Origin of the sequence: Rhizobium sp. M1, from assembly GCF_002531805.1 — a bacterium.
GTDB classification, from domain to species: Bacteria; Pseudomonadota; Alphaproteobacteria; order Rhizobiales; family Rhizobiaceae; genus Rhizobium; species Rhizobium etli_C.
Window position 1 is genome coordinate 242758 of the sequence record NZ_NWSW01000001.1, and the last position, 25831, is coordinate 268588.

Here is a 25831-nt window from a genome sequence, read left to right on the forward strand (position 1 = left end):
CAGTTAGTTCTTCCGGTCGGCGATGAACTGCGCCGCGGCGATGAGGGTCGATGCACGGGCGCCGTAGGGAGCCAGCAGCGCCTCGGCGTCGGCGACATGCCGGCGGAGCTCGGTCTCGGCCCATTCCACGCCATGCAGCGCCACGAGCGTTCCCTTGCCTCGGGCCGCATCCTTGCCGGTCGCCTTGCCCATGGTCGCGGCATCCGAGGTCAGGTCGAGAATGTCGTCGGCGAGCTGGAAGGCAAGGCCGATCTTTTCGCCGAAGGCGCGCAGGCGGCGGCGATCGTCCTGCGGGCTTCCCGCGATGATGGCGCCGGCCTCGCAGCCGAAGCGGATCAGCGCGCCCGTTTTCATCGCCTGCAGGCGGACAATGCCGGCCTCGTCTGGAGCCTGTCTTTCCGCCGCCAGATCGAGCGCCTGGCCGCCGGCCATGCCGCCGAGACCGGCGGCGCGCGCAAGAGCCAGCACCAGCGATGCCTTGCTGGCATCGGGAAGCGCCGTTTCCGGTGCTGCGACAATATCGAAGGCGTAGGTCAGCAAGCTGTCGCCGGCGAGGATCGCGGTGGCTTCATCGAACTTGATGTGCACCGTCGGTTTGCCGCGGCGCATGTCGTCGTCGTCCATGGCCGGCAGATCGTCATGCACGAGGGAATAACAGTGCACGCATTCGAGCGCGGCGCCGATACGAAGGGCGGCCTGCGCATCACCGCCGAGAAGAGCGGCACTTTCGACGACCAGGAAGGGACGCAGCCGCTTGCCGCCGTTCAACACGGCATAGTGCATGGCGCTGCGCAGGGTCTCGGGCCTGGCGATTTCGTCGGAGAGGGCGTTCGGCGACAGCAATGCGACGAGCAGCGCCTCGATCTCGCGGGCGTTGTTCTTCAGCCTCGTCTCGAAAGTGTCCCGGTTCGCGTCCATCGGCGCTGTTTGGCATGGGGCAAGGGGGCTTGCAACGGAATTGTCGATGGCCACCGCAAGATTTCCCATGTGCTCTGGCATAAGCGCCTCACAGGCGTTATGAGAACGACAGGGGAGCGAAGTGGACTGGGGACATTTTGGATATAGCGCCGGAGACAGAGGATATCGCCGACATGCCGGCCCGTCGGCGATGGTTCGAGAATCGGCCTGTGCTGAAGCGCATCGTTCTTGCCGTGCTGGCGCTGGTCGTCCTTCCCTACGTGCTGATCTTTTTGTATCTGCTGCCCTTCATCCACCCGGTCTCGACGCTGATGCTGCGCGATCTCGTGCTGTTGCGCGGTTATGACCGCAGATGGGTGTCGCTGGACGAGATCTCTCCGGTCCTGGTGCAGTCGGTGATGATGTCCGAGGACGGGCAATATTGTTTCCATGGCGGCGTCGACTGGGCCGAGATGCGCATGCTGGTCGTGGATACGCTGAAGGGTCAGGCAACGCGCGGCGGCAGCACCATCCCGATGCAGACGGCCAAGAATCTCTTTCTCTGGAACAGCCGCTCCTTCGTGCGCAAAGCGATGGAGCTTCCGCTGGCCGTCTCCACGGATTTCGTGCTGTCGAAACGGCGGCTGATGGAAATCTATCTCAACATCGCCGAATGGGGTCCCGGTATCTACGGCGTCGAGGCGGCAGCCCAGCATCATTTCAAGGTGCCGGCCTCGAAGCTGACGCGGCGGCAGGCATCACTGCTTGCCGTCTCGCTGCCGAACCCGATCGACCGCAATGCCGGCAAACCCGGACGCGGCCTTCGTCGGCTGGCCGGCGTCATCGAGAGGCGTGCGCAGGGTTCCGGCGATTACGTCAAATGCATCTATGATTGAGATCAGAACTGATCGTTAGAAGGACCAAGCGTCATCTGACATTCTTGGTTCTGCCATATGGGCGGTGCATTGAAACCAGAACCCCTCGAGTCGCCCATGACCACCACGACCTTTTCGCCCGAGCTTCTCGCCTACTCGAAGTCCCACAATCCGACCCCGCCCGCCCATCTCGGCAGCCGCTACCGCAGGGTCGGCGGCTTTCTGCCCGAGGCCGGCAGTACCATCGTCTGTCATGTCGAGAAGGCGTCGCGGACGCAGACGGTGCTGATCGAAGCGCGCGAGAAATATCTGGCAATGCCCGAGGCCGAACAGTTCCTCTTCACGCCGATCTCCAGCCTTCACATGACGCTTTTCGAAGGTATCATCGAGACCAGACGCCGGCAGGATTACTGGCCGCGTGATCTCCCTCTCGATACGCCGATCGACGACATGACCGAGCTGCTGGCGGCACGGCTCGAAGGTTTTTCAATGGCCGAGCCCTTCAAGATCGCCGTCGTCGAAGCCCGACCGTCGGGACTGCTCGTCGATGGGGCAACCGAGAAGGACCGCAAGATCATGCGCGCCTGGCGCGACGCATTTGCTGATCTTCTCGGCTATCGCCAACCGAACCATATGGACTACAAGTTCCATATCACCTTCGCCTATCCGATCGAACGGCTGGAGGACGAAGCCTTGCCGCGTTGGCAGGCAATGCTTGACGACGTGGCCGAGGATATCCGCCGCAAGGCTGCTGTTTTCGAGATGACGCCGCCGGCATTCTGCGTGTTCGAGGACATGAACCATTTCCACGAACTACTGATCTTCGAATTCGACGCCTGAACGGGAGAGGCCCCATGGACAGACCGACGCTCTACATCGCCAACAAGAATTATTCCTCCTGGTCGTTCCGGCCATGGATGGCGCTGACCGGTGCCGGTATTGATTTCGAGGAAGTCCTGATCCCCTTCGACTATCCCGGCGGCAATCCCGACATCAAGGCCATCTCGCCAAGCGGCAATGTGCCGGTCCTGCAGCACGGCGCATTGAAGATCTGGGAATCGCTGGCGATCATCGAATATGCCGCCGAGCTTTATCCCGAAGCCGGCCTTCTGCCGAGGGATCGCGCTGCGCGGGCGCTCGCCCGTTCGGTTTCGATGGAAATGCTGTCGAGCTTCCGGGCCCTGCGCGGCGCCTGCCCGATGAATATCCGCCGGCCGAAGGCCAGGATCGTCTTGCCGGATGGTGTCGCCGCCGATATCAGCCGTATCGAGACGATCTGGCGCGACCTTCTGCAGAAATCCGGCGGACCGTTTCTCTTCGGTGCCTTCAGCGGTGCGGATGCGATGTTTGCGCCTGTCGTCAACCGGTTCGACATTTATGACCTCGTCGATCGGGACGACACGCTCGCCTATATGACGACGATGAAGGCGCATCCGGCCTGGCGCAAATGGGAAGAGGCGGCCCGCGCCGAACGTTGGATCGTGGCGGAAGACGAAGTCTGAGGCAGGAATCGTCGCCTCGCAAAAAATATTCATGGGGACTGGTCAAGGCCGCCCCTTGCATGTATAAGCGCGCAAAATTTCCGAAATCGCGACATGTCCGTTTCGGCCGCCAGTCTGGCCGTGGGAATGTTTTGCCCGCAAGTGGAGTAAGAGAAATGGCTGTACCGAAGAGAAAAACGAGCCCGTCCAAGCGCGGCATGCGCCGTTCGGCTGATGCGCTGAAGGCTCCGACCTACGTCGAAGACAAGAATTCCGGCGAACTGCGCCGCCCGCATCACATCGACCTGAAGACCGGCATGTATCGTGGCCGCCAGGTTCTGACGCCGAAGGAAAGCGCATAATTTTCCGATCCGGCTTGTCCGATCGAAAGTTTCAGAGGCCGGCGTCACGCCGGCTTTTTGCATTTCGGCGATATAATATTTGCAATGACTTGCGGTGGGGCAACGGTTTACGGCAGTATTCTTCCGGTCGCCAAGGAGAGATTGCCGATGATAGCCGCCATGCCGCTGATGATTATCCCGTTTATTCTCTACAATCTGGCGATGCTCGGCCTGATGGGCGGCGGCGGCATTGCGGCGCTGCAGCACGACATCATTGTGCTGTCGATGCTCTCGGGCGCGATCTGGAGCATGGCGCTCGGCGATCTCTTCATCGTCATAGCGCTCGTCGTGCTCTTCTTCGAAATCCTGAAGGCAACCAGAACCGGCCCCGGCAACCTCATCAACCACATCTTGTCGATGCTGGTGTTCATCGCCTTCCTGGTCGAGTTTCTGCTCGTCCAGGACGCTGCGACGCAGGTATTCTTCATTCTGATGACGATCGCTCTGATCGATGTGATCGGCGGTTTTGCCGTTTCGATCCGAAGCGCCGGGCGGGATGTCTCGATCGGCTTATAGGTTATCGAGCTTGTTCTGAAGGGCGCGGAGCTGTTCCTTCAGCTCGTCGATATCCTTGGCCTCGGCCTTGCGGCTTTCCTTGGCCGCCGGCGGGTTCATGAAAGGCGAGAACATCTGCATCGCCTGCTGAAACAGCTCCGTATTCCGGCGAACCTGGTCCTCGACCATCTGCATCGGCAATTGCAGGTTCTTGCCGAGCGGCGTTTCGCCAAAGGCGCGGTTCACCTGCTCGCGCATCTGGGCCTGCTGTTCGCTGAAGGCGCGCATCGAATGTTCGAGAAAGCTCGGCACGACCATCTGCATCTGGTCGCCGTAATAGGTGATGAGCTGGCGCAGGAACGAGATCGGGAGCAGTGTGTTGCCGGTCTTCGATTCCTGTTCGAAGATGATCTGGGTCAGCACCGAATGGGTGATGTCATCTCCGCTTTTGGCATCCTGGACGGTAAAATCCTCGCCCCTCTTCACCATCTCCGCCAAATCTTCCAGCGTCACATAGGTGCTGGTGCCTGTATTGTACAGGCGGCGATTGGCGTATTTCTTGATGACTATCTGACCCTCATTCTTCGCCATATCAGTCTCCTGAACCCCCGTCTGATTTATGGATGTTCCTCCACTTCAGACTGTAAACGCAAAAGAAGGCCGGTGACAATCTCTTTGTGCGATGCGGCAAACCTTTAACAGATCATACGAATTGGCTTTACGGGCCGCCGCCGAAAAATGCCGCCGGCCGGTCTTCGCGTTTGACTTGTGCTCAAAGCTTTGCCAGTTTCCCCTTATGTAAGTGGGACGAAAAACGAGGAGCCTCCCCATGAGCAATTCATCCGTCGTCATCGCCAGCGCAGGTCGAACCGCAGTCGGTTCGTTCAACGGCGCTTTCGCAACGGTCCCCGCCCATGAACTCGGTGCGGCGGTCATCAAGGGTGCGCTCGCGCGCGCCGGCGTCGACGCCGGCGAAGTCGACGAGGTGATCCTCGGCCAGGTGCTGGCCGCCGGCGAGGGCCAGAACCCGGCCCGCCAGGCGGCGATCAAGGCCGGTATTCCCAAGGAAGCGACGGCCTGGGGCGTCAACCAACTCTGCGGCTCCGGCCTGCGCGCCGTCGCGCTCGGCATGCAGCAGATTGCCACCGGCGATGCCAGGATTATCGTTGCCGGCGGTCAGGAATCCATGTCGATGGCGCCGCATGCCGTGCACTTGCGCGGCGGCGTCAAGATGGGCGACGCGAAGATGGTCGACACGATGATCAAGGACGGCCTGACCGATGCCTTCCATGGTTATCACATGGGCATCACCGCCGAGAATATTGCCCGTCAATGGCAGCTTTCGCGCGACGAGCAGGATCAGTTCGCCGTCGCTTCGCAGAACAAGGCGGAGGCCGCCCAGAAAGCCGGCCGCTTTACCGATGAGATCATCCCCTATGTCATCCAGACGCGTAAGGGCGACGTGACCGTCGATGCCGACGAATATATCCGCCACGGCGCCACGCTGGAGGCGATGGGCAAGCTGCGTCCGGCCTTCGACAAGGACGGCACGGTGACGGCTGCAAATGCCTCCGGCCTCAACGACGGCGCCGCCGCCGCGGTGCTGATGAGCGAAGCCGAAGCGGTCCGCCGCGGCATCCAGCCGCTCGCCCGCATCGTTTCCTGGGCAACGGCGGGCGTCGATCCGTCAATCATGGGCACGGGCCCGATCCCGGCGTCCCGCAAGGCGCTGGAAAAGGCCGGCTGGTCGGTCGGCGATCTCGATCTCGTCGAAGCCAACGAGGCTTTTGCGGCGCAAGCCTGCGCCGTCACCAAGGATCTCGGATGGGATCCGGCCATCGTCAACGTCAATGGCGGGGCGATTGCGATCGGCCATCCGATCGGCGCGTCCGGCGCGCGCGTTCTCAACACGCTGTTGTTTGAAATGAAGCGCCGCGGCGCGAAGAAGGGCCTGGCCACGCTTTGCATCGGCGGCGGCATGGGCGTCGCCATGTGCTTCGAGGCATTTTAATAGCATACGATACGATCCGTCATTGATTGAAATCCCGCCACGCGGGCGAAAACACGAGGGGAGCGGAACATGAGCAGAGTGGCTCTGGTCACCGGAGGTACACGCGGTATCGGCGCAGCCATATCCATGGCGCTGAAAAACGCCGGATACAGGGTTGCGGCGACTTATGCCGGCAATGACGAGAAGGCCAGAGCCTTCCACGAGGTCACCGGCGTTGCCGTATTCAAGTGGGACGTTTCGGACTACGCCGCCTGCGGTGAAGGGATTGCCAAGGTTGAAAGCGAGATCGGACCGGTCGAGATTCTCGTCAACAATGCCGGCATCACCCGCGATGCAATGTTCCACAAGATGACGCCGCAGCAGTGGCACGAGGTGATCAATACCAACCTCACCGGCCTGTTCAACATGACCCATCAGGTCTGGACAGGCATGCGCGACCGCAGCTTCGGGCGCATCGTCAACATCTCCTCGATCAACGGCCAGAAGGGCCAGATGGGCCAGGCGAACTATTCGGCCGCCAAGGCCGGTGACCTCGGCTTCACCAAGGCGCTTGCCCAGGAAGGGGCGGCGAAAAACATCACGGTCAACGCTATCTGCCCCGGTTACATCGGAACGGAAATGGTGCTCGCCGTGCCGGAGAAAGTGCTGAACGAACGGATCATTCCCCAGATTCCCGTCGGCCGTCTCGGCGAGCCGGAAGAGATCGCCCGTTGCGTCACCTTCCTCGTCTCCGACGACGCCGGCTTCATCACCGGCTCGACCCTGACGGCCAATGGCGGGCAGTTCTTCGTCTAACTCATTCTCCGAGCATCACGTGGACTGAAAAAGGAGCGCATCCGGCTGGATGCGCTCCTTTTCTGTCCCGGCACGCCACTGTTGGCGCTGACGGCTGCGGCCGGCAAAGAAAAACGGGCGCCGAAGCGCCCGTTGGGAAGTCCGATATGCGCTTGCCGGTCAGTAGCGGCAACGGGCCTCGTAGCGGCGGCCGTAGCGGTCGCGATAGATGCAGTAGCCGCGGCGTTCGACCGACTGGCCGATCAGAGCGCCGGTCAGACCGCCGGCAACGGCGCCGACAGCGGCACCACCCCAGCTGTTGGTGACGGCGCCACCGATGACCGCACCGGTGCCGGCGCCGATCGCCGTGCCTTGCTCGGTCGCCGTGCAGGATGCGAGAGCGCCTACGAGCGCGCCAACGAGAACAATCTTCTTCATCATGTCGTAACTCCCCAGGTTGTCGGGCTTTAGATGCGGCCCATTAGTACAAGGATAATGATAATGACGAGAACTAGCCCCAAACCGCCGGAAGGTCCATAGCCCCAGCCACGGCTATAACCCCAATTCGGCAGGGCTCCGATCAAGAGCAGAATGAGGATAACGAGAAGTATCGTGCCAAGCATGGTGTGTTTCCTTCATTTCATCCGCAATCTGAATGGACAAGAAACACGCATTGGCGATTTTTGTTCCCGGTTGAGCGCGTGAATTGTGATGCGACGGGATTCATGGTTTGCGATTCGTCTTCCCCGGTAAATTGTCGATATGGTTAAAAAGACGTTTAAATACAATATGTTGCGGTGAACAAAGCGGGAAGGTCGCGATGTCGCCGATTCGTCGGTGATTCGTTCCGTTTTTGATCGATCCGACCGCGCAAGCGGTTCCCGGCTTAAGACTGTGTGAATTTCGTCGTCGAAAGATTAACGCCCGCCCGAAGCGTCAGACGCGAGGATCTGTCGCCTGCCTGCATCTAGCGGCGGCACGTAGCGGCGCCACCAGATCTTGCCGTGAACGAAAGGTGAAAGCTGTTCGGTCGGCGATTCGTCTCCGATTCGTTCCGGATTTGGTCGAGGGGTTAATTTGGGGTGGAATTTTCGCTTGGCAAAAAGCGCGCGGCAGACCGCCGGCAAGGCGACAGAAATGGGTACGGGACGGAGTCTCGCGATTCAGCATTTAGTGGGAAAAAGTGAGTCAAAATCAATACTTAGCCGTGAACAAAAGCTGAATCAGCGGGAGTCAGCGATTCGTCGCTGATTCGTTCTCAGGCTGTTCCGAATCGGAAATGCCGGCCTTCCCGATGACTCGCAAAGGTCGTAATCGCGGAAGCATTTTAAAATCTGCCCTTGCGTTTGCGGCGGCAGCTGTCCATGTGTTCTGTGCCTCCGTCGCGAGGCGACAGTTTTCCTGGGGCCGCCTGCCTCATTTGCATGGACCATGACTCTGACTTCGCAGCCGATGATTCTGAGCGGGCGCGGTGTGACCGCGATGCTCGGACCAACCAATACCGGCAAGACCCATTATGCCATTGAGCGCATGGTCGCGCACGGGACCGGCGTGATCGGCCTGCCGCTCCGGCTGCTGGCGCGCGAGGTCTATACGCGGGTGGTGGAGAAGGTCGGCGTGCAGAACGTGGCGCTGGTCACCGGTGAGGAAAAGATTTCGCCGGCCAACGCACGTTTTTCCGTCTGTACCGTCGAAGCGATGCCGCGCGACACCAAGGCCGCCTTCGTCGCAATCGACGAGGTGCAGCTCGCCGGCGATCTCGAGCGCGGCCATATCTTCACCGACCGCATCCTGCACCTTCGCGGCCGCGAGGAAACGCTGCTGCTCGGCGCGGCAACGATGCGGCCGATCCTGCAGCAGCTCCTGCCCGGTATCACCATCGTCGAGCGGCCGCGGCTTTCGCATCTTTTCTATGCCGGGCAGAAGAAGATCACCCGGCTGCCGCAGCGTTCCGCCATCGTCGCTTTTTCGGCCGACGAGGTCTATGCCATCGCCGAGCTCATCCGCCGGCAGCGCGGCGGTGCGGCGGTCGTGCTGGGCGCGCTCAGCCCGCGCACCCGCAATGCGCAGGTCGCGCTTTATCAGGCGGGCGACGTCGAATATCTGGTGGCGACCGATGCGATCGGCATGGGCCTCAATCTCGATGTCGATCACGTCGCTTTCGCCCAGGACAGAAAATTCGACGGCTACCAGTTCCGCAACCTCAATCCGGGTGAACTCGGCCAGATCGCCGGCCGCGCCGGGCGGCATGTGCGCGACGGAACCTTCGGCGTCACCGGCCAGGTCTCGCCCTTCGACGAAGAGCTGGTGCAGCGCATCGAGGGCCACGAATTCGACAACGTCAAGGTTTTGCAATGGCGCACGACCGAGATGGATTTCTCATCGATCCAAGCGCTGCGCGCCAGCCTCGAGGCCGGACCGCGCGTGGCGGGGCTGACGCGGGCACTGCCCGCGGTCGACCAACAGGCGCTGGAACAGCTTTCGCGCTATCCCGAGGTCCTCGATCTCGCCGATCGGCCGGCCCGCGTCGAAAAACTCTGGGAGGCTTGCGCACTTCCCGACTACCGGCGTATCACTCCGGCACAACATGCCGATCTTATCTCGACCCTCTTTTCCGATCTCGTCCGCTATGGCACGGTGAACGAGCAGTTTCTGGCGGAGCAGGTTCATCGCTCCGATCGGACAGATGGGGAAATTGACACGCTTTCGGCGCGAATCGCGCAGATAAGAACCTGGACCTATGTTTCGAATCGGCCCGGCTGGCTGGCTGATCCGACACATTGGCAGGAAAAGACGCGGGAAATCGAAGATCGATTGTCCGATGCGTTACATGAAAGGTTGACGAAACGCTTTGTTGATCGCAGGACATCTGTGCTCATGAAGCGCCTGAGAGAGAATGCGATGCTGGAAGCTGAAATCAGTGTGAATGGCGATGTCTTCGTTGAAGGACATCATGTAGGGCAGTTAAGCGGATTCCGTTTCACGCCGGTGGCGGGAACGGACGGACCGGATGCCAAGGCGGTTCAGGCTGCGTCACAGAAGGCGCTCGCGCTCGAATTCGAAGCCAGAGCGGCGCGGATGCATGCCGCCGGCAATAGCGATCTGGCGATCGGCTCGGACGGGTTGATCCGCTGGCTGGGCGACCCGGTGGCGCGGCTTTCGGGCAGCGATCACGTCATGCGCCCGCGGGTGATCCTGCTGGCCGACGAGCAGTTGACGGGCAATGCCCGCGATCATGTCGCCGCCCGCATCGAGCGCTTCGTCAATCATCATATCAGCACGGTGCTGAAGCCGCTCGACGATCTGTCGCGCGCCGAGGACCTGCAGGGGCTGGCCAAGGGGCTGGCCTTCCAGCTTGTCGAAAATCTCGGCGTGCTCTTCCGTCGTGACGTGACCGAGGAGGTGAAGTCGCTGGATCAGGAGGCCCGCGCCTCCATGCGCCGCTACGGCGTGCGTTTCGGTGCCTATCATATCTTCGTGCCGGCACTGCTGAAGCCGGCGCCGGCCGAACTGATCACGCTGCTCTGGGCATTGAAGAACGACGGTCTCGACAAGCCGGGTTACGGTGACCTCATTCCCGTGCTGGCCGCCGGCCGTACCTCCGTCGTGACCGATCCGAGCTACGAGCGGATGTTCTACAAGCTCGCCGGCTTCCGTTTCCTCGGCAAGCGCGCCGTGCGCATCGACATTCTTGAGCGGCTTGCCGATATCATCCGTCCGCTGCTGCAGTGGAAACCCGGTCAGAACAACCGTCCGGAGGGCGCCTATGACGGCCGCCGCTTCACGACGACGACGGCGATGCTGTCGATCCTCGGCGCGACGCTCGAGGACATGGAAGAAATCCTCAAGGGTCTCGGCTATCGCGCCGATGCCGTGAAGGCGGAAGAGGCCTCGGCTCATCTTGCCGCGCAGGACGCCGCTTCGGCGCCTGCCGCCGTCGCGGAAACCTCCGCGGAAGAGACGGTGGAAAAAGCCGATCATGACGACGCCGACGCGGCGGCGGAAGAGGCTGCTTCCGAGCCATCCCCGGCCGAGACGGCCCCGGCCGCAGCCGACACGCCCGCGGCAGAAGCACTCCAAAGCAACCCTGCGGCCGAAGCGGTCGAAACATCCGCCTCGGCGGAGGCTTCGGCTGCCGGCGACGCGGCCGCTGCTTCCGGGGAGGCTGGCGAACCGGCGGAACCGAAGCCGGTTCTTCTGTGGCGCCTCGGCGGCCGTAACGATAATCATCGCCAGGCGCGTGGCCATGGCGAACGCCGCGGCGGCCAGGGCCACGATCGCGGCCAGAACCAGGACCGCGGCGAGCGCAATCGTCGTCCGGGCGGAGGGGAAGGCGGCGAGGGCAATCGCGGCGGCGACGGACGCGACAACAACCGCAACAACCGCGGCAAGGACGGCGGTCGTGATGGCCGGCCGCAGCAGGCAAGGGGCGGCGAGCGCAAGGACCAGCCGCGCGGCGACCGGCAGGACCGTGGCGATCGCAAGGATCGCGGCGAGCGCAACGATCGCAATGACCGTAACGATCGCAACAACAATCGCGGCGCACAGCCGCTGCGCTTCGAGGCCAAGCCGCCACGCAAGGAGAAGCCGATCGATCCGGATTCGCCCTTCGCCAAGCTCGCCGCTCTCAAGGAACAGATGAAGAAGTAGTCATGGGCGGGGAGACACAGCCGGCAAGCGGTTCGCGCCAGCGCATCGACAAATGGCTGTTCTTCACGCGCATGGTGAAGTCGCGTTCGCTGGCGCAGAGCCATGTCCAGTCGGGGCACGTGCGCATCAACGGCGAGCGTTGCAGCCACCCGAGCCAGATGGTCAAGCCGGGCGACCGCATCGAGTTGACGCTGGACCGGCGTGACGTCGTTCTCATTGTACGCCTCGCCGGGGAGCGGCGGGGTCCCTATGAGGAGGCCCGCCTCCTCTATGATGACCAATCCCCGCCGCCGGATGAGGCAAAACGCCTCACCCCCTACGAGCAGGCGATCCGGGCGACCGGGACCGGCCGTCCGACCAAAAAGGAAAGACGCGCAATCGACAGGCTGATGTCGGACGAGGATTAGAAAACTCTGTCTGCGGCGGCGGCTTTTGCAGATCGTTTATCCTTGAAATCCGGCGATAAAGCCGATACGTCACTGACAACCTGCCGGAAGCGTGCTTGCCTCCCAAGCCTGTCCACGCTTCGTCCGGCACGGGGGATAGGCGCGACGTTCCAGGTTGCCCGGCCCCATCCGCATGGAATCCTGGAGTTCTTCATGACCTATGTCGTGACCGACAATTGCATCAAGTGCAAATACACCGATTGCGTAGAAGTCTGCCCCGTCGACTGCTTCTATGAAGGCGAGAATTTCCTCGTCATCCATCCCGACGAATGCATCGATTGCGGCGTCTGCGAGCCCGAATGTCCCGCCGAGGCGATCAAGCCGGATACCGAGCCGGGCCTCGACAAGTGGCTGAAGATCAACACCGAATATGCCAGCATCTGGCCGAATATCACGGTCAAGAAGGACCCGCTGCCGGAGGCCAAGGAGATGGACGGCCAGACCGGAAAATTCGAGAAGTATTTCTCCGAAAAACCCGGTTCCGGCGATTAACGGGCTACCCGATTCGACCGCCGGATTCGGGCGTTTCCGCGATGAAACGTTTTAAATCCTGCGTGTCTGATATGGGTGATGTGTGTTGCCCGCATGACTCAGGCGAACCAAATTATTGATTTCCTCATATTTTTATGATAGGTTTCGCCTACTGTTCCATTTGTGGCATGACGCATGCCCAAAACCATCACGAAAGCAAAACCAATCCGTACGCGGTTTCCGTGACATATCAACGCTTTGAGCGCCGGGTCCCCCAGATCGCGCGCAAGAAGTCCTTGCTTTTGCCTGATGGGACCAGAGTGAAGTCACCCGACGGATGCAACCGTCTCAACCGGGCCTGACTGACCCGGCATCCGGCCGCCGCCGGATGCGTAACAGGGAGTTTTTGGATAGAATGACGACTCAGCAGAAAAAACCTTCTACAGCACGTCACGGCTTCAAGACCGGTGAATCGATCGTCTACCCCGCTCACGGCGTCGGTACCATCACCGCTATTGAAGAGCAAGAAGTTGCCGGCATGAAGCTCGAACTTTTCGTTATCGATTTCGAGAAGGACAAGATGCGCCTGAAGGTTCCGGTCGCGAAGGCGATGAGCATCGGCATGCGCAAGCTTTCGGAAACGGATTTCGTCGATCGTGCCTTGAAGGTTGTGCAGGGCAAGGCGCGCGTCAAGCGCACCATGTGGTCCCGCCGTGCCCAGGAATATGATGCCAAGATCAATTCCGGCGATCTGATTTCCATCGCTGAAGTCGTGCGTGATCTTTATCGTGCAGAGAACCAGCCCGAGCAGTCCTATTCCGAGCGCCAGCTCTACGAGGCTGCGCTCGACCGCATGGCGCGCGAAATCGCCGCTGTCAACAAGATGTCGGAAACCGAGGCTGTCCGCCTCGTCGAGACCAACCTCAACAAGGGTCCGAAGCGCGGCAAGGCCATCGAGGAAGACGATTCGCAGGACGAAGCCGCATAAGGCGACCCTGTTTTTCCTATGAAAAAACCCGGCCTTCGTGCCGGGTTTTTTATTGGAACTTTTTCCTGGCTGCCGCGTTTATCACACGTAATTGCGGACTGCTCGTCGGGCGCTGGCTCGTCGGGCGAACTGCCATTCCGTCAATGTTCGGTGAGGAGCGGATCATGCCTTTTCATTATCGCCCATCCGGCAACGTGAAGAAACAGGTCCGGCCCGGCCGTCTTAGCGGCACATGATGAGAATTAGGGCCTCCCCCTGAAAAGTCCAGGGGTGAGGCCTTCATGCACTCGCAACCCCATTCAGTCCGGACAGCGATGTTCCGGAAGGTGAGTTTTATTGTTCATTTTGAGGGCGAAGGCCTGTTTTGGGAGATCGAAATGAAGAACATGTCTGCAGATCGGCGCATGATCAAAATCGCGATGGCCGCCCCCTATCTCGCCCGCCAGGAAGAGCACGACCTCGCCACCCGCTGGAAAGATCACGACGATCGCGGTGCGCGCAACCAAATCGCCATGGCGCATATGCGGCTGGTGATCTCCATGGCCGGCAAGTTCCGCAATTTCGGCCTGCCGATGAGCGACCTCGTGCAGGAGGGCTATGTCGGACTGCTGGAGGCCGCCGCGCGTTTCGAACCGGAACGTGATGTGCGCTTTTCGACCTATGCCAGCTGGTGGATCAGGGCGTCGATCCAGGACTATATCCTGCGCAACTGGTCGATCGTGCGCGGCGGCACGAGTTCGGCGCAGAAGGCGCTGTTCTTCAATCTGCGTCGCCTGCGCGCCAAGCTCGCCAAGGGCGACACGCAACTGACCCTGCAATCCATTCATCAGGAAATCGCCGCCGCCCTCGGCGTCAGCCTTGCCGACGTTCAGACCATGGACGCCAGACTTTCCGGCAACGACGCTTCGCTGCAGGCGCCCTCGGTCTCCGGCGATGCCGAGAGCGCGGAGAAGATGGATTTCCTCGTCAGCGACGACCCATTGCCGGACGAACAGGTTTCCAACATGATCGACGGCGAGCGCCGCCGCGTCTGGCTCGCCTCGGCGCTGAAACATCTCAACGAACGCGAGATGAAGATCATCAGCGCCCGGCGACTGGCCGAAGATGGCGCCACACTCGAAGAACTCGGCGCCGATCTCGGCATTTCCAAGGAGCGCGTGCGTCAGATCGAAAGCCGGGCGATGGAAAAACTTCGCAGCGCGCTGGTCAGCGCCGACCCGCATATGGCCGCCTACGCCTAGCCCGACAGTGCTTACAGCATCCTTTGCGCGTCTGAAAAGACGCGCGCCGTAAACCGCATTCCCCTCCAGCAGCACAGACTGGCCCGGCGCAAGCCGGGCTTTTTTTACTCGGCAATGATCTTGACGCGATCGCCGGGTGAAACGGCTGCACCCATGGGCAGGGCGTTGATGAGTTTGAAGAGATCGAGCTTGCGGTCGGTGCCCATCATACGGGCGGCGAGCGTCGAGATGTTCTCGCCCGGCCGCACCGTGACGACACGGATACGCAGCGGCTTCAGCGAGGCCGCCTCCGCCGGCGTCATGCGCCGGAAACTCGCCCGCAGAACATTGGCCGTCGGCTCCAGGGCCGCGCTGCCTTTCGGCACGGCGGTGAGGAAACGGAAGATCTGCGCATTGTTGCGGATCACGGTGACATCGAAATCCCAGCGGTCGGCGCTGGCGCGTGCGGTAGCAGCTTCCATGCCATTGACGGTGATCTGCTGGATGGTCGATGGATCGAGACCGGTCACCCAGCCGCTGGAGATATAGTTGGTAAGGCTCTGGTTCTGGTTGTCGGCGACGCCATCGAAACGGACGGCGATGTCGCTCGGGCCGGTGGCCATCACCGCCTCGACCTTGTTATCGATGTGAAAGTCCGGCGGCACGTCGAAGCGGATGCCGAGACCGCCATGCAGGAAGGTCTGACCGCGCACATAGCCTTCCTCCGGGCTGTCGCCGTAGAGCAGGCCGTCTATGCCGTCGAGATAATAATCGCGGCCCTTGTCGCCGACCGAACCTTCCTGGCCGAAGGCCCGCGCATGGGTGCGGGCAAGCTCGATGCGTTGGGCGGAATTCGGGTGGCTCGACAGGAAGTCGAGGCTCTGGTCGGCTTCCGGATCGACCGACATGAAGCGACTGTAGGCCGCCATGGAATCGAGGAAGCGGGCGGCCGCATAGGGATCGTAGCCAGCTTCGCCAAGCATGCGCACGCCGATGACATCGGCCTGCAGCTCCTGCTGGCGGGAGAAGGCGGCGAGCCGCAGCTTGCCGCGGGCCAGCGCCTGTTTGCCGGCGATATCGCTGGAAAGGACCTCGGCGACGACGCGGCTGGCGATGACCTCCGCCTCTTCGCGCTTCTGCCGCTCGATGCCGTGGTTCGCCGTCACGTGGCCCATCTCATGCGACAGCACGGCGGCGACCTCCGAGGCGTCATTGGCAAGGGCGAGCAGGCCGCGGGTAACGTAGAGGTAACCGCCCGGCAGCGCAAAGGCGTTGATAGCAGGCGAGTTCAAGATGGTGATGCGGTAGGACTGGCTCGGATTTTCCGACACCGCCGTCAGCGCGCCGGCGATGCGGGCGACCAGACGCTCGGTCTTGGCATCCTTATATTCACCGCCGTAGCTTGCCACGATGCGCGGATGTTCGCGGGCGCCCATCGCCGCACGCGGGTCGTTCTTCTGCACCTCGTCGACGATCTGCGGATTGGAAGACGGCGAGATGCTCGGCTGATAGGATTGTTCGATCAGCGATTGACACCCGTTCAGCGTCATTGCGATGGCTGAAAGCAACATCAGGCGACGCGCGAAACGGCGCGGCGCGGAGATGGCATCACTGGAAAGCGCGGGTGATTTCCACGTCGTCAAGCTGTCCAGTCTGGTTCTCCGCATCATGTCGCTGCTTTGCCGGTTTGCCGCAAATCGGGACCGGCCTTGGGACCTCAACAGGTGTGCACCCCTGATCTCGCGCTGCACAATAGGCCGATACAAGTCATTGCTGTAGCTGATTTACGCATCGGTTGCATAGCGAGACTCTGTTTAATTGTGGCGCCGTTGCATTTTGGCAATGCCTCAGCCTTGAGGCCTCCCTTCGCTCGGATGAAATTATGGCGAAAGTTCCGTCATGCGGCGCAGATTTGTCGGCGGCACGGAAAAAGAACGGGGTGATTGCGGCAATCGCCGCGGAAACAGCAGCGATGCGCGAAAATCACAACTCATGATCGTTAATTGGAGGAGGGGACCCCTGGCGTGAGGCATTCCGGTTTTGCCATTGGGCTATTCCGCCGCTTCCGCCGTTGCCGGTTGCAGTTGCTTCGTCTCGCCGGCGCGCGGCAACTGCACGGGCTTCAGCATCACGGCGGCGGCAAGGCCGATCAGGGCAATGGCGCAGGAGGTCATGAACAGCGGCGAGAAGGCGGCGGCATAGAGATCGGCGACGGCCTGGCGGCTAGCTTCGGGAAGGGCGGCCATCATCTTCGGAGTCAGCTGTTCGATATCGGCAACACCGGCAATGGGAACGCCGGCCTTGCCGAGACCGGAGGCGATGATGGCGCCGTAGATGGAAATGGCGATCGAGGCGCCGCCCATGCGCGAGAGCGTCACCGAGCCGGTCGCGGCGCCGACGTCGCGGGCCGGCGCGGCATTCTGCACGCCGATAACGGGAACCTGCTGGGCAAGGCCGATGCCGATTCCGTGCAGCAGCATAATCGCGCCGATGAAGGCGATCGGCGTTCCGGCCTGGATCTGCGACATCAGCGCGAAGGCAACGGCGCTACAGGTGAAACTGGCGATGGCGAAGGGTTTGTAACGTCCCGTCCTGGAGATGATGCGGCCTGCAGATAGCGAACCGCACACGAGACCGCCCGTGAGAAGGATGAACAAAAGGCCGGCGGCGGAGGGCGAAAGACCGGTGGTGGTCTGCAGGAAGAGAGCGAAGTAATTGACCATGCCGATGGCGATGGCGCCGCCCATGATCGAGATGATCAGCATCAGGCTGAAGGTCGAATTACGAAAGAGCTGCAGCGGCACGATCGGCTCCAATGCGCGGCGCTCGACGAAAACCCAGGCGACGGCGCAAACGACGCCGAAGGCGACGACTCCAATACTCTCAGGCGAGATCAATGCGCCGAACAGTTCGCTGCTATCGGTGGCGAGCACGATGCTCGTCGCCGTCAGCGCAAGCAGCAACGCACCGGCATAGTCGATCTTGGGGCGGCGATGCGGTTTGCGGTAAGGCAGCATGAAGGCAAGGCCGGTCAGCGCGATGACGCCGATCGGCACGTTGACGAGGAAGATCGAGCGCCAGCCGAAGAGGTCGCTCATCGTGCCGCCGAGCACTGGCCCGATCGCGCCCGACGCCATCAGCACCAGGCTGGAATAGCTCTGATAGCGCGCCCGCTCGCGCGGTTCGAACAGATCGGCGTTGACGGAAAAGATCGATACCATGATGCCGCCGCCGCCGAGGCCCTGCAGCACGCGGGCGGCGATCAGCGTATCCATCGAGACGGCGAGGCCGCAGACCGCGGAGCCGACGGTGAAGATTGCGATCGCCGTCATCATTACGTATTTGCGGCCGAAGAGATCGCCGAGCTTGCCGTAGAGCGGCATGACGGCGCTGAGCGCCAGAAGATAGGCCGAGCCGATCCAGCCGAAACGTTCGAGATGGCCGAATTCGCCGACGATCGTCGGCAGCGCCGTGGAAACGATCTGATTATCCAGCGTCGCCATGAACATGGCGGTCATCAGGAAGCAGAAGAGGATAAGCCGGCGGCGAGGGTCCGTCACCAGCGGCGCAGGCGCGAGTTGCATGTCCATGGGGCGTCGTTCCGATTGGTCGGCTTTTTATGTGCTGTTAGCATATATTTGTCAATAGCACATTATTGACGTTGGCATATTCAGTTTCCACTTCCGCTCTGTTATGGTGTCGTCATGAACGAAACTCTGACCAGCATCCTGTCCAACAGCGCGGCCGAGCCGGACGACGACAACGTGCCTCTCATCGGCCGGAGCATGGCGCGCATGCGGCTGATGACAGGGCGGCGGCTGATCGGCCGGTTGGCGATCCAAAGCGCCGCACCGGGCCTCGAGCTTTCGCATCTCGATGTGCTCGATGCCGTGCGCAGGGCGCAGCCTGCCGGCGAGGTCACGGTCGGCCTGATCGCGGAGATGCTGCGCATCGATCCCTCACGGGCAAGCCGGGTGGTCGCCGACATGGTCGGACGCAACGTGCTGCGCCGCGAGGCGTCGCAGGCCGATGCGCGGCGGATCGTCGTCGTCATGACGGCGGCGGGCGAGGCCCTGCTTGCGGAGATCCGCGCGCAGAAATTCGCAATCATTTCTCAGATCGTCTCCGATTGGCCTGAAGAGGATGTCGAACGCTTCGCGACGCTGTTCGATCGCTTTATCGGCGGTTACGAGGCGATCTTCCTGTCGCGTGACAAGGATACGCCGGGTTGAGGTGATCCGCCGGTCCTTCGGCCCTTCCCCTCGACCCCCCGTTTGCGCTAAGGGCAATGCCCATGAGCCAATCCACCTTCACCATTCTGCTCGGCGGCGAACTCAGCCTGACGGAGCGTCTGCGCCGTGCGATCGGCGGCAGCCGCTTCATCGCAGCCGATGGCGGCATGCGGCATGCAACCGCACTCGGCGTGACGCCGGAGCTCTGGGTCGGCGATTTCGATTCGACGCCGGCCGATCTCGAAGGGGCGTTTCCCGAGGTGCCGAAACAGCCCTATCCCGTGGCGAAGGCGGCAACGGATGGCGAGATCGCGGTATCGGAAGCGATCGCCCGCGGTGCACGGCGGCTGATCCTCGCCGGCGCGCTCGGCGGCGAACGCTCCGATCATGCCCTTCAGCACCTGTTGTCGGCCGTCAGCCTGGCGGAAGAGGGTTTCGACATGCTGCTGACCTCGGGCAAGGAAGAGGCCGTGCCGCTGGTTTCAGGCGCGATCGAACTCGACCTTCCCAAGGGCAGTCTGTTTTCGGTGCTCGGATTCAGCGCGCTCACCGGGCTTTCGATCGAGAATGCGCATTATCCGCTCAGCGATTTCCATCTGCCTTTCGGCTCGTCGCGTCCCATCTCCAACGTCGCGCAAGGCGCAGTTCGCTTTTCGCTCGGCAGCGGCCGGGCGATCGTGCTCGCCCGGCCCTATGATCTTTCCGGAGTCTGATTTTTGGCCCCTCCCATTCTGAAACTCGACGATATCTTCCTGAGCTTCGGCGGCGCGCCGCTTTTGGCGGGCGCTTCGCTGCAGGTCGAGCCCGGCGACAAGATCTGTCTCGTCGGCCGCAACGGCTCGGGAAAATCGACGCTGCTGAAGATTGCCGCCGGCCTGGTCGACGCGCAGTCCGGCGAGGTCTTCCGCCATCCCTCTTCGACGGTGCGTTATCTCGAACAGGCGCCGGATTTTGCCGGCTTCAGCACGGTGCAGGCCTATGCGGAAGCCGGGCTCGGGCCGGGCGACGACCCCTATCGCGTCACCTATCTGCTGTCGCATCTGGGCCTGACCGGCGAGGAAGACCCGAACACCCTTTCCGGCGGCGAATCGCGCCGTGCCGCCCTTGCCCGCGTCCTGGCGCCGGAACCTGACATTCTCCTGCTCGACGAGCCGACCAACCACCTCGATCTGCCAACGATCGAATGGCTGGAAGGCGAACTGCAGAAGACGCGCAGCGCGCTGGTTCTGATTTCGCACGACCGGCGGTTCCTCGAAAAGGTTTCAACCGCAACCGTCTGGCTCGACCGCGGCAGCTCGCGCCGGCTCGACAGGGGGTTTGCGCATTTCGAGGCCTGGCGCGACCAAGTGCTGGAGGCCGAGGAATTGGAACAGCACAAGCTCGGCAAGGCGATCGAGCGCGAGGAGCATTGGCTGCGCTACGGCGTCACGGCGCGGCGTAAGCGCAATATGCGCCGCCTCGGCGAGCTGCAGACGATGCGTTCGCAGTATCGCGGCCATAAGGGACCGCAGGGCACGGTGCAGGCGACGGTTTCCGACGCGCAGGAATCCGGCAAGCTGGTGATCGAGGCAGACAAGATCACCAAGAGTTTCGGCGAGCGCGCCATCGTCACGCCCTTCTCCATCCGCGTGCATCGCGGCGATTGCATTGGCTTGGTCGGGCCGAACGGCGCCGGCAAGACGACATTGTTAAAGATGCTGACCGGGCAGCTTTCTCCGGATAGCGGCACGATAAAGCTCGGCACCAATCTGGAGATCGCGACACTCGACCAGAAGCGCGAGGATCTCGATCCCGAGGATACGCTTGCAAACTACCTGACGGACGGGCGCGGCGAAAACCTGATCGTCAACGGTGAGCAACGGCATGTCACTGGTTACATGAAGGAGTTCCTGTTTCAGCCGGAACAGGCGCGGACGCCGATCAGGAGCCTCTCCGGCGGCGAGCGCGCCCGGCTGATGCTGGCCCGCATCCTGTCACGCCCGGCAAACCTCCTGATCCTCGACGAGCCGACCAACGATCTCGATATCGAGACGCTCGACCTCCTGCAGGAAATCGTCGCCGGCTTTCCCGGCACCGTCATTCTCGTCAGCCACGATCGCGATTTCCTCGACCGCACCGTGACCTCGACGATCGCACCCGCCGTGCCGGACGCGCCAGACGGCCGCTGGATCGAATATGCCGGCGGCTATTCGGACATGCTTGCCCAGCGCAAGGGCGCGCTTGAAGAGCGCAAGAAGGCCGAGAAGGCGGCAGAGAGGCCGAAAACCCAGGAGACGGCGCCTGCCGCGGGAAGCGCGAAGGGCAAGCTCTCCTTCAAGCAGAAATTCGCGCTGGAAAGCCTGCCGAAGGAGATGGCGAAGGCCGAAGCCGAGATCACCAAGCGCGAACAGGTGATGGCAGATCCCAATCTCTTCACGCGCGATCCGGCAGCCTTCAACCGGCTTGCCGTCGAGATGGAGAAACTGCGCGCCAGCCTCACGAAGATGGAAGAGGAGTGGCTGGAGCTCGAAATGCTGCGGGAAGAGCTGGAGGGCTGACCTTCAACCCAGCCGCTCGCGTCATCCATGTAACCGGACGGACGGCCGGAGCGGCCTTAAAGCGCCGGGGCTGGGACGGCAGCGGCGCCGGCACTGGCGCTGGCGCCCGTCTGGGCGACCTGCGGCTGCGGCTCTTCGGATTTTGACGGCAGCGCCTGCAGATGCAGGACGCGCGGCTGCAGCGCCTCGAGATAGGCTTCGGAGCGGCCGATATAGATCATGCCGGTTTCGGGCATGGAGGTCAGCAGCTTTGCCATCGTTGCCTGCCACTCCGGCTCCATGCCTTCCAGCACTTCGTCGAAGACGATCCAGCGCGGGCGCACGAGCAGCAGGCGGGCGAAGCCGATCGCCTTCTGTTCGTCGCTGTCGAGCAGCTTGTCCCAGCGAGCGCGGGTATCGAGCCTTGTGATCAGCGAATGCAGGCCGGCCTTGTCGAGGGCGGCCTCGACGGCGGCTTTCTCGTAAGCATTGGGGCTTTCGGGAAAAGCCAGCGCCTCGCGCAGCGTGCCGCCCGGAACATAGGCGATCTGCGGCACGAACAGCGTATCGTCGACCGGCGGCAGACCCATCGTGCCGCTGCCGCATGGCCAGAGGCCGGCCATGGCCTGGAACAACAGCTTGCGGTTGACGCTGTGATCGCCGTTGATCATGATTTTCTCGCCGGCCTTGATCACGACATCGGTTTCGCGCAGGCGGAAACCGCCGCATTCGTCGATATCTTCGCCGATCTTGGCGTTGATCACCACATCCTTCAGCGTCAGCGTGTCGGGCGCGGTGTTTTCATAGGCGATGCTGTCCTTCAGGTCGTAGTCCTCGTCCATGTCGAGCAGCGCCTGGCGGAAATCGGTGACGCGCATCAGCGTGGCCCGCCATTCGGCGATCGGGCCGAAATTGGCGACATACCAGCGCAGCGCGGTGTTGACCTGGTTGAAGGCGCCGACCGACATCATCAACTGGCCGAGGGTGAGGCCGCCGGAGAAATAGGCGGGCGCAGCGACAATGATCGGAATGACGATCACCAGCCAGCCATAGCCGGCCGAAACCCAGGTGAGGTTGGTATTGGCCATGGCCAGCCGCTTGACGACCCGCAGCACCGAGCTGATGTCGGTGTTGATGCGCCGGCGCTCGTTCTCCTCGCCGCGGGCGACGGTGATCGCCGGCATGTTCTCATTGGCATGCATCAGCGTGAAACGAAGCTCGGCCTCTTTCGAGAAGCGGTCGGCATTGAGCTTCACCAGCTTGCGGCCGACGACCTGGCTCAGCACCGAGGCGGAAGCGGCATAGAAAATCGCCGCCCAGACCATGTAGCCCGGAATGGAGAAGCTGTGGCCGTTGATGTGGAAGATGAAGCCGCTGGAAAGCTGCCAGAGCACGCCGATAAAGCTGACCAGAAGAATGGTCGATTGCAGCAGGCCGAGAACGAGCCCCGTCGTGCTTTCGGCGAGATTGCGGGAATCCTCGTGCAGCCGCTGGTCCGGATTGACGCCGATCAGGCCGCTGGAGGCGAGCCGCAGCGCCCGCTTGCGCTTCAGCCACTGGTCGACGAGATCGCGCGACAGGCCCTCGCGCATATAGAGCGCAGTCATCTGATTGAGCCAGGCCTGCAACACGTTGAGCAGCAGCAGCGTGCCGGCGATCATCGCGAAGATTTCGAGCTGGTGGAAGAATTCGCCGAGGTCGCGGCGCTCCAGCGAGTCGTAGAAGGGGGCATTCCACTCGTTCAGGATGACCTGGCCATAGGAGGTCGCCAGGATGACGAGGATCAGCACGGTCGCCAGAAACAGCACCTTGCCACGCACTTCAGAATTCCAGAATGCTGAGAACATCACCCCGAGGCGATATGTCAGGCTGAGATCGTACCCTACCCTGTCCTGCCTTCGGATGCCCGGCCTCCCCTTGGTCTTATCTGCCATCACGCTTTTCCAACACCGCCCATACTGTCATTATTAGCATGGTGGCGTTACCGGTCTATCAACAGATTCTATCAGTCATTAAACTGTGATGAGGCTTGCCTGAGTCGCCGCTGCATGCATTCGGCAGTTGATTCGTCGCGCAACTGGGACTAATTAAGGCATTCCGTGGTGATTTGGCCGGCCGGCTTGCAGCCACGTTAAAAAATTCGCTAAAGGGCCGCGTGCGGACCGGTAGCGATTTTTTGTCGCCGCCGGTTTTTTATTTTTGATCGAGTGACCGCAATGCCCATCAAGATCCCCGATACGCTGCCCGCCTTCGAAACCCTCGTCCAGGAGGGTGTACGGGTAATGACCGAGACAATGGCGATCCGACAGGATATCCGCCCGTTGCAGATCGGGCTGCTCAATCTCATGCCGAACAAGATCAAGACCGAATTGCAGATGGCCCGCCTGGTCGGCGCCTCGCCGCTGCAGGTGGAGCTGTCGCTGATCCGCATCGGCGGGCACAAGGCGAAGAACACGTCCGAAGATCACCTGCTTGCCTTCTACCAGACCTGGGAGGAGGTAAAGCAGCGCAAATTCGACGGCTTCATCATCACCGGCGCGCCGATCGAACTCCTGCCCTATGAAGACGTCACCTATTGGAAAGAGATGCAGGAGATTCTCGACTGGACCGAAACCAACGTCCATTCGACGATGAACGTCTGCTGGGGCGCGATGGCGGCGATCTATCATTTCCACGGCGTTCCGAAATACGAGCTGAAGGAGAAGGCCTTCGGCGTCTACCGCCACCGGAACCTGAAGCCTTCCTCGATCTATCTCAACGGCTTTTCGGATAATTTCGAAGTGCCGGTGTCGCGCTGGACGGAGGTGCGGCGCGCCGACATCGAGAAATCCGACAGCCTGGAAATTCTGATGGAATCGAGCGAGATGGGCGTCTGCCTCGTGCATGAGAAAAGGGGCCGGCGGCTCTACATGTTCAATCATGTCGAATATGATTCCACCTCGCTCTCGGACGAGTATTTCCGTGATGTCGACGCCGGCGTGCCGATCAAGATGCCGCACAATTACTTCCCGCATAACGATCCGGCGCTTGCGCCGCAGAACCGCTGGCGCAGTCACGCACATCTCCTGTTCGGCAACTGGATCAACGAAATCTACCAGACGACGCCCTATGACGTCGAAGAGATCGGCATGGATCTCTGAGCGGATCAGCGGATGCCGCGGCATTTCTTTCTGATCCGACCGGTTGCGGATTGAAGCAAATGCGGGCAGGTTCCGGTCCTGAACCCCAAGGATAGAACGGAACGGATGTCGATCATGTCGGAGAAGTTGGAGCGGGAAGTTTTCGGGCAGACGAAGGCGGGCGAAACCGTCTATCGTGTCGTCATCAAGGGCGGCGGGCTGACGGCCAAGATCATCAGCTGGGGCGCGGTCATCCAGGATCTGCGCCTCGAGGGACATGACGCGCCGCTCTCGCTCGGCTTTGAGGATTTCGACAGCTATCCGCTCTATTCCGCCTATTTCGGCGCGACGCCCGGCCGCTGCGCCAACCGCATCGGCGGCGGTAAATTCACCCTCGACGGCAAGGACTATCAGCTCGAGCCGAACGAAAACGGCGTCACGCATCTGCATGGCGGCAGCGACAATATCGCCAAACGCAACTGGACGATCGTCGAGCATGCCGTCGACCGCGTGGTGCTGAAAATCGTCGATCCCGATGGCCGCGCCGGCTATCCCGGCAATTGCACGATCCAGGCAACCTTCTGGGTGCACGGCAGCGGCGAACTGTCGGTGACCTACGAATCGACCAGCGATCAGCCGACGCTCGCCAATGTCTGCCAGCACGCCTATTTCAATCTCGACGGCCGCGAGGATGCGCTCGGCCACGACATCATGATCGCCGCCGATCATTATCTGCCGACCGATGACAGGCAGGTGCCGACCGGCGAGATCCGTTCCGTTGCCGGCACGGAATTCGACCTGCGCGAAATGGCGCCGATGAAGCGTTTCGTCGGCAGCGAGCAGGTGCTGTACGACCATAATTTCTGCCTGTCAGCCGAACGCACCGCCAAGCGCAGCGTCGCGCTCGCCCGCAGCCTTTATTCCGGTGTGTCGCTTGAGGTGCGCAGCACCGAGCCGGGCGTGCAGTTCTATGCCGGCTTCAAGCTGAACACCGGGGCGCCCGGCCTCGGTGGGCGCAAATACGGCCCCTTCGCCGGCTTCTGCCTGGAAACGCAGGTCTGGCCGGATGCCATCAATCACCAAGGTTTCCCGAATGCGGTGCTGCGCCCCGGCGAAGTGCTGCGCCAGGAGACGGATTATATCTTTACCAAGAGCTGAGCGTCCGCCCAGACGAACGCCTGTCAAATTTGAGCGCTATGAACCCTCTCCGGACACTCACCGGGGAGGGTTTTTTCTATGGGCATCCGATTGCGTC

Annotated in this window: 24 protein-coding genes and 1 riboswitch; of the genes, 17 read left to right on the forward strand and 7 right to left on the reverse strand. The window is 61.7% G+C overall.

Annotated elements, in window-relative coordinates:
* Nucleotides 1-3: 3 nt before the first annotated feature.
* Nucleotides 4-918, reverse strand: coding sequence for a polyprenyl synthetase family protein (locus CO655_RS01205; protein WP_097663642.1), 915 nt, complete (start codon nucleotides 916-918; stop codon nucleotides 4-6).
* A 137-nt stretch (nucleotides 919-1055) separates the two neighbouring features.
* Here CO655_RS01205 and mtgA point away from each other — a divergent pair, with 137 nt between their 5' ends.
* The 5 genes from mtgA to CO655_RS01230 all read left to right on the forward strand — a co-directional run bounded on the left by mtgA (nucleotide 1056) and on the right by CO655_RS01230 (nucleotide 4170).
* A complete protein-coding gene (gene mtgA, locus CO655_RS01210; protein ID WP_010029764.1) occupies nucleotides 1056-1793 on the forward strand; it encodes a monofunctional biosynthetic peptidoglycan transglycosylase in 738 nt (245 codons plus the stop codon).
* A 96-nt stretch (nucleotides 1794-1889) separates the two neighbouring features.
* The gene (locus tag CO655_RS01215) at nucleotides 1890-2612 is read left to right on the forward strand and encodes a DUF1868 domain-containing protein (protein WP_097663532.1); all 723 of its coding nucleotides are present in this window, start codon (nucleotides 1890-1892) and stop codon (nucleotides 2610-2612) included.
* 14 nt (nucleotides 2613-2626) lie between these two features.
* Nucleotides 2627-3274: a glutathione S-transferase family protein gene (locus CO655_RS01220; protein ID WP_097605866.1), complete on the forward strand. Its 648-nt coding sequence runs from the start codon at nucleotides 2627-2629 to the stop codon at nucleotides 3272-3274.
* Nucleotides 3275-3429: 155 nt separating this feature from the next.
* Nucleotides 3430-3615, forward strand: a complete 186-nt coding sequence (rpmF, locus tag CO655_RS01225) for a 50S ribosomal protein L32 (RefSeq protein WP_003543812.1) — start codon at nucleotides 3430-3432, stop codon at nucleotides 3613-3615.
* A gap of 147 nt (nucleotides 3616-3762) precedes the next feature.
* The gene (locus tag CO655_RS01230) at nucleotides 3763-4170 is read left to right on the forward strand and encodes a hypothetical protein (RefSeq protein ID WP_097605865.1); all 408 of its coding nucleotides are present in this window, start codon (nucleotides 3763-3765) and stop codon (nucleotides 4168-4170) included.
* Here the strand turns inward: CO655_RS01230 and phaR are convergent.
* Nucleotides 4165-4740 carry a polyhydroxyalkanoate synthesis repressor PhaR gene (gene phaR, locus CO655_RS01235; RefSeq protein WP_097583212.1) on the reverse strand — a complete coding sequence of 192 codons (576 nt, stop codon included), beginning with the start codon at nucleotides 4738-4740 and terminating at the stop codon, nucleotides 4165-4167. The two genes, CO655_RS01230 and phaR, sit on opposite strands and share 6 nt — an antisense overlap.
* A 238-nt stretch (nucleotides 4741-4978) precedes the next feature.
* On the opposite strand from phaR, the gene CO655_RS01240 reads away from it, so the two are divergent.
* Entirely contained in the window at nucleotides 4979-6160 is a 1182-nt protein-coding gene (locus CO655_RS01240; protein ID WP_097605864.1) for an acetyl-CoA C-acetyltransferase, read from the forward strand.
* 69 nt (nucleotides 6161-6229) lie between these two features.
* Nucleotides 6230-6955 (forward strand): beta-ketoacyl-ACP reductase, encoded by a 726-nt coding sequence (locus CO655_RS01245; RefSeq protein WP_064683899.1) that lies wholly within the window; start codon nucleotides 6230-6232, stop codon nucleotides 6953-6955.
* A 159-nt stretch (nucleotides 6956-7114) separates the two neighbouring features.
* Here CO655_RS01245 and CO655_RS01250 read toward each other — a convergent pair whose 3' ends face one another.
* Together CO655_RS01250 and CO655_RS01255 are read right to left on the reverse strand one after the other, a co-directional pair.
* Nucleotides 7115-7375 (reverse strand): YMGG-like glycine zipper-containing protein, encoded by a 261-nt coding sequence (locus CO655_RS01250; RefSeq protein ID WP_010029962.1) that lies wholly within the window; start codon nucleotides 7373-7375, stop codon nucleotides 7115-7117.
* A 26-nt stretch (nucleotides 7376-7401) separates the two neighbouring features.
* Nucleotides 7402-7557, reverse strand: a complete 156-nt coding sequence (locus CO655_RS01255) for a DUF3309 family protein (protein WP_003543790.1) — start codon at nucleotides 7555-7557, stop codon at nucleotides 7402-7404.
* A gap of 808 nt (nucleotides 7558-8365) precedes the next feature.
* Between CO655_RS01255 and CO655_RS01260 the strand changes: the two genes are divergently transcribed.
* The 5 genes from CO655_RS01260 to CO655_RS01280 all read left to right on the forward strand — a co-directional run bounded on the left by CO655_RS01260 (nucleotide 8366) and on the right by CO655_RS01280 (nucleotide 14730).
* A complete protein-coding gene (locus CO655_RS01260; protein ID WP_097663533.1) occupies nucleotides 8366-11584 on the forward strand; it encodes a helicase-related protein in 3219 nt (1072 codons plus the stop codon).
* A 2-nt stretch (nucleotides 11585-11586) separates the two neighbouring features.
* Nucleotides 11587-11991, forward strand: coding sequence for an RNA-binding S4 domain-containing protein (locus CO655_RS01265; protein ID WP_097663534.1), 405 nt, complete (start codon nucleotides 11587-11589; stop codon nucleotides 11989-11991).
* A gap of 192 nt (nucleotides 11992-12183) precedes the next feature.
* Nucleotides 12184-12522, forward strand: a complete 339-nt coding sequence (gene fdxA, locus CO655_RS01270) for a ferredoxin FdxA (RefSeq protein ID WP_011427210.1) — start codon at nucleotides 12184-12186, stop codon at nucleotides 12520-12522.
* A 394-nt stretch (nucleotides 12523-12916) separates the two neighbouring features.
* Complete coding sequence (locus CO655_RS01275; protein WP_011427211.1) at nucleotides 12917-13489, forward strand: CarD family transcriptional regulator; 573 nt, start codon at nucleotides 12917-12919, stop codon at nucleotides 13487-13489.
* Between the two features lie 377 nt (nucleotides 13490-13866).
* On the forward strand, nucleotides 13867-14730 hold the full coding sequence (locus CO655_RS01280; protein WP_018244054.1) for an RNA polymerase factor sigma-32: 864 nt from the start codon (nucleotides 13867-13869) through the stop codon (nucleotides 14728-14730).
* A 104-nt stretch (nucleotides 14731-14834) separates the two neighbouring features.
* Here the strand turns inward: CO655_RS01280 and CO655_RS01285 are convergent, their stop codons facing one another.
* Both CO655_RS01285 and CO655_RS01290 read right to left on the reverse strand, forming a co-directional pair.
* Nucleotides 14835-16379 (reverse strand): M48 family metalloprotease, encoded by a 1545-nt coding sequence (locus tag CO655_RS01285; protein ID WP_097663535.1) that lies wholly within the window; start codon nucleotides 16377-16379, stop codon nucleotides 14835-14837.
* Between the two features lie 381 nt (nucleotides 16380-16760).
* Entirely contained in the window at nucleotides 16761-18299 is a 1539-nt protein-coding gene (locus CO655_RS01290) for an MDR family MFS transporter (protein WP_097663536.1), read from the reverse strand.
* 114 nt (nucleotides 18300-18413) lie between these two features.
* Between CO655_RS01290 and CO655_RS01295 the strand changes: the two genes are divergently transcribed.
* Genes CO655_RS01295 through CO655_RS01305 form a run of 3 tightly spaced genes read left to right on the forward strand, consistent with a single transcriptional unit; the run spans nucleotide 18414 to nucleotide 21478 of the window.
* A complete protein-coding gene (locus tag CO655_RS01295; protein WP_097605859.1) occupies nucleotides 18414-18941 on the forward strand; it encodes a MarR family winged helix-turn-helix transcriptional regulator in 528 nt (175 codons plus the stop codon).
* A gap of 56 nt (nucleotides 18942-18997) precedes the next feature.
* On the forward strand, nucleotides 18998-19654 hold the full coding sequence (locus CO655_RS01300) for a thiamine diphosphokinase (RefSeq protein ID WP_176539199.1): 657 nt from the start codon (nucleotides 18998-19000) through the stop codon (nucleotides 19652-19654).
* A 3-nt stretch (nucleotides 19655-19657) separates the two neighbouring features.
* The gene (locus CO655_RS01305; protein WP_097663539.1) at nucleotides 19658-21478 is read left to right on the forward strand and encodes an ABC-F family ATP-binding cassette domain-containing protein; all 1821 of its coding nucleotides are present in this window, start codon (nucleotides 19658-19660) and stop codon (nucleotides 21476-21478) included.
* 56 nt (nucleotides 21479-21534) lie between these two features.
* On the opposite strand, the gene CO655_RS01310 is transcribed toward CO655_RS01305, so the two are convergent.
* Entirely contained in the window at nucleotides 21535-23391 is a 1857-nt protein-coding gene (locus CO655_RS01310; RefSeq protein WP_097663540.1) for an ABC transporter ATP-binding protein/permease, read from the reverse strand.
* 155 nt (nucleotides 23392-23546) lie between these two features.
* A riboswitch (SAM riboswitch) is annotated at nucleotides 23547-23624 on the forward strand.
* A 49-nt stretch (nucleotides 23625-23673) separates the two neighbouring features.
* On the opposite strand from CO655_RS01310, the gene metA reads away from it, so the two are divergent.
* Both metA and CO655_RS01320 read left to right on the forward strand, forming a co-directional pair.
* Nucleotides 23674-24597, forward strand: coding sequence for a homoserine O-succinyltransferase (gene metA, locus CO655_RS01315; RefSeq protein WP_004674197.1), 924 nt, complete (start codon nucleotides 23674-23676; stop codon nucleotides 24595-24597).
* A 114-nt stretch (nucleotides 24598-24711) separates the two neighbouring features.
* Nucleotides 24712-25734 (forward strand): aldose epimerase family protein, encoded by a 1023-nt coding sequence (locus CO655_RS01320; protein ID WP_097605994.1) that lies wholly within the window; start codon nucleotides 24712-24714, stop codon nucleotides 25732-25734.
* The last annotated feature ends 97 nt before the right edge of the window (nucleotides 25735-25831 follow it).

Bases quoted from the DNA above. Each gene is read 5' to 3' on its own strand.
- CO655_RS01205 (WP_097663642.1), bottom strand. From the start codon at position 918: ATGGACGCGAACCGGGACACTTTCGAGACGAGGCTGAAGAACAACGCC.
- CO655_RS01215 (WP_097663532.1), top strand. From the start codon at position 1,890: ATGACCACCACGACCTTTTCGCCCGAGCTTCTCGCCTACTCGAAGTCC.
- CO655_RS01220 (WP_097605866.1), top strand. From the start codon at position 2,627: ATGGACAGACCGACGCTCTACATCGCCAACAAGAATTATTCCTCCTGG.
- rpmF (WP_003543812.1), top strand. From the start codon at position 3,430: ATGGCTGTACCGAAGAGAAAAACGAGCCCGTCCAAGCGCGGCATGCGC.
- CO655_RS01230 (WP_097605865.1), top strand. From the start codon at position 3,763: ATGATAGCCGCCATGCCGCTGATGATTATCCCGTTTATTCTCTACAAT.
- phaR (WP_097583212.1), bottom strand. From the start codon at position 4,740: ATGGCGAAGAATGAGGGTCAGATAGTCATCAAGAAATACGCCAATCGC.
- CO655_RS01240 (WP_097605864.1), top strand. From the start codon at position 4,979: ATGAGCAATTCATCCGTCGTCATCGCCAGCGCAGGTCGAACCGCAGTC.
- CO655_RS01245 (WP_064683899.1), top strand. From the start codon at position 6,230: ATGAGCAGAGTGGCTCTGGTCACCGGAGGTACACGCGGTATCGGCGCA.
- CO655_RS01250 (WP_010029962.1), bottom strand. From the start codon at position 7,375: ATGATGAAGAAGATTGTTCTCGTTGGCGCGCTCGTAGGCGCTCTCGCA.
- CO655_RS01255 (WP_003543790.1), bottom strand. From the start codon at position 7,557: ATGCTTGGCACGATACTTCTCGTTATCCTCATTCTGCTCTTGATCGGA.
- CO655_RS01260 (WP_097663533.1), top strand. From the start codon at position 8,366: ATGACTCTGACTTCGCAGCCGATGATTCTGAGCGGGCGCGGTGTGACC.
- CO655_RS01265 (WP_097663534.1), top strand. From the start codon at position 11,587: ATGGGCGGGGAGACACAGCCGGCAAGCGGTTCGCGCCAGCGCATCGAC.
- fdxA (WP_011427210.1), top strand. From the start codon at position 12,184: ATGACCTATGTCGTGACCGACAATTGCATCAAGTGCAAATACACCGAT.
- CO655_RS01275 (WP_011427211.1), top strand. From the start codon at position 12,917: ATGACGACTCAGCAGAAAAAACCTTCTACAGCACGTCACGGCTTCAAG.
- CO655_RS01280 (WP_018244054.1), top strand. From the start codon at position 13,867: ATGAAGAACATGTCTGCAGATCGGCGCATGATCAAAATCGCGATGGCC.
- CO655_RS01285 (WP_097663535.1), bottom strand. From the start codon at position 16,379: ATGATGCGGAGAACCAGACTGGACAGCTTGACGACGTGGAAATCACCC.
- CO655_RS01290 (WP_097663536.1), bottom strand. From the start codon at position 18,299: ATGGACATGCAACTCGCGCCTGCGCCGCTGGTGACGGACCCTCGCCGC.
- CO655_RS01295 (WP_097605859.1), top strand. From the start codon at position 18,414: ATGAACGAAACTCTGACCAGCATCCTGTCCAACAGCGCGGCCGAGCCG.
- CO655_RS01300 (WP_176539199.1), top strand. From the start codon at position 18,998: ATGCCCATGAGCCAATCCACCTTCACCATTCTGCTCGGCGGCGAACTC.
- CO655_RS01310 (WP_097663540.1), bottom strand. From the start codon at position 23,391: ATGGCAGATAAGACCAAGGGGAGGCCGGGCATCCGAAGGCAGGACAGG.
- metA (WP_004674197.1), top strand. From the start codon at position 23,674: ATGCCCATCAAGATCCCCGATACGCTGCCCGCCTTCGAAACCCTCGTC.
- CO655_RS01320 (WP_097605994.1), top strand. From the start codon at position 24,712: ATGTCGGAGAAGTTGGAGCGGGAAGTTTTCGGGCAGACGAAGGCGGGC.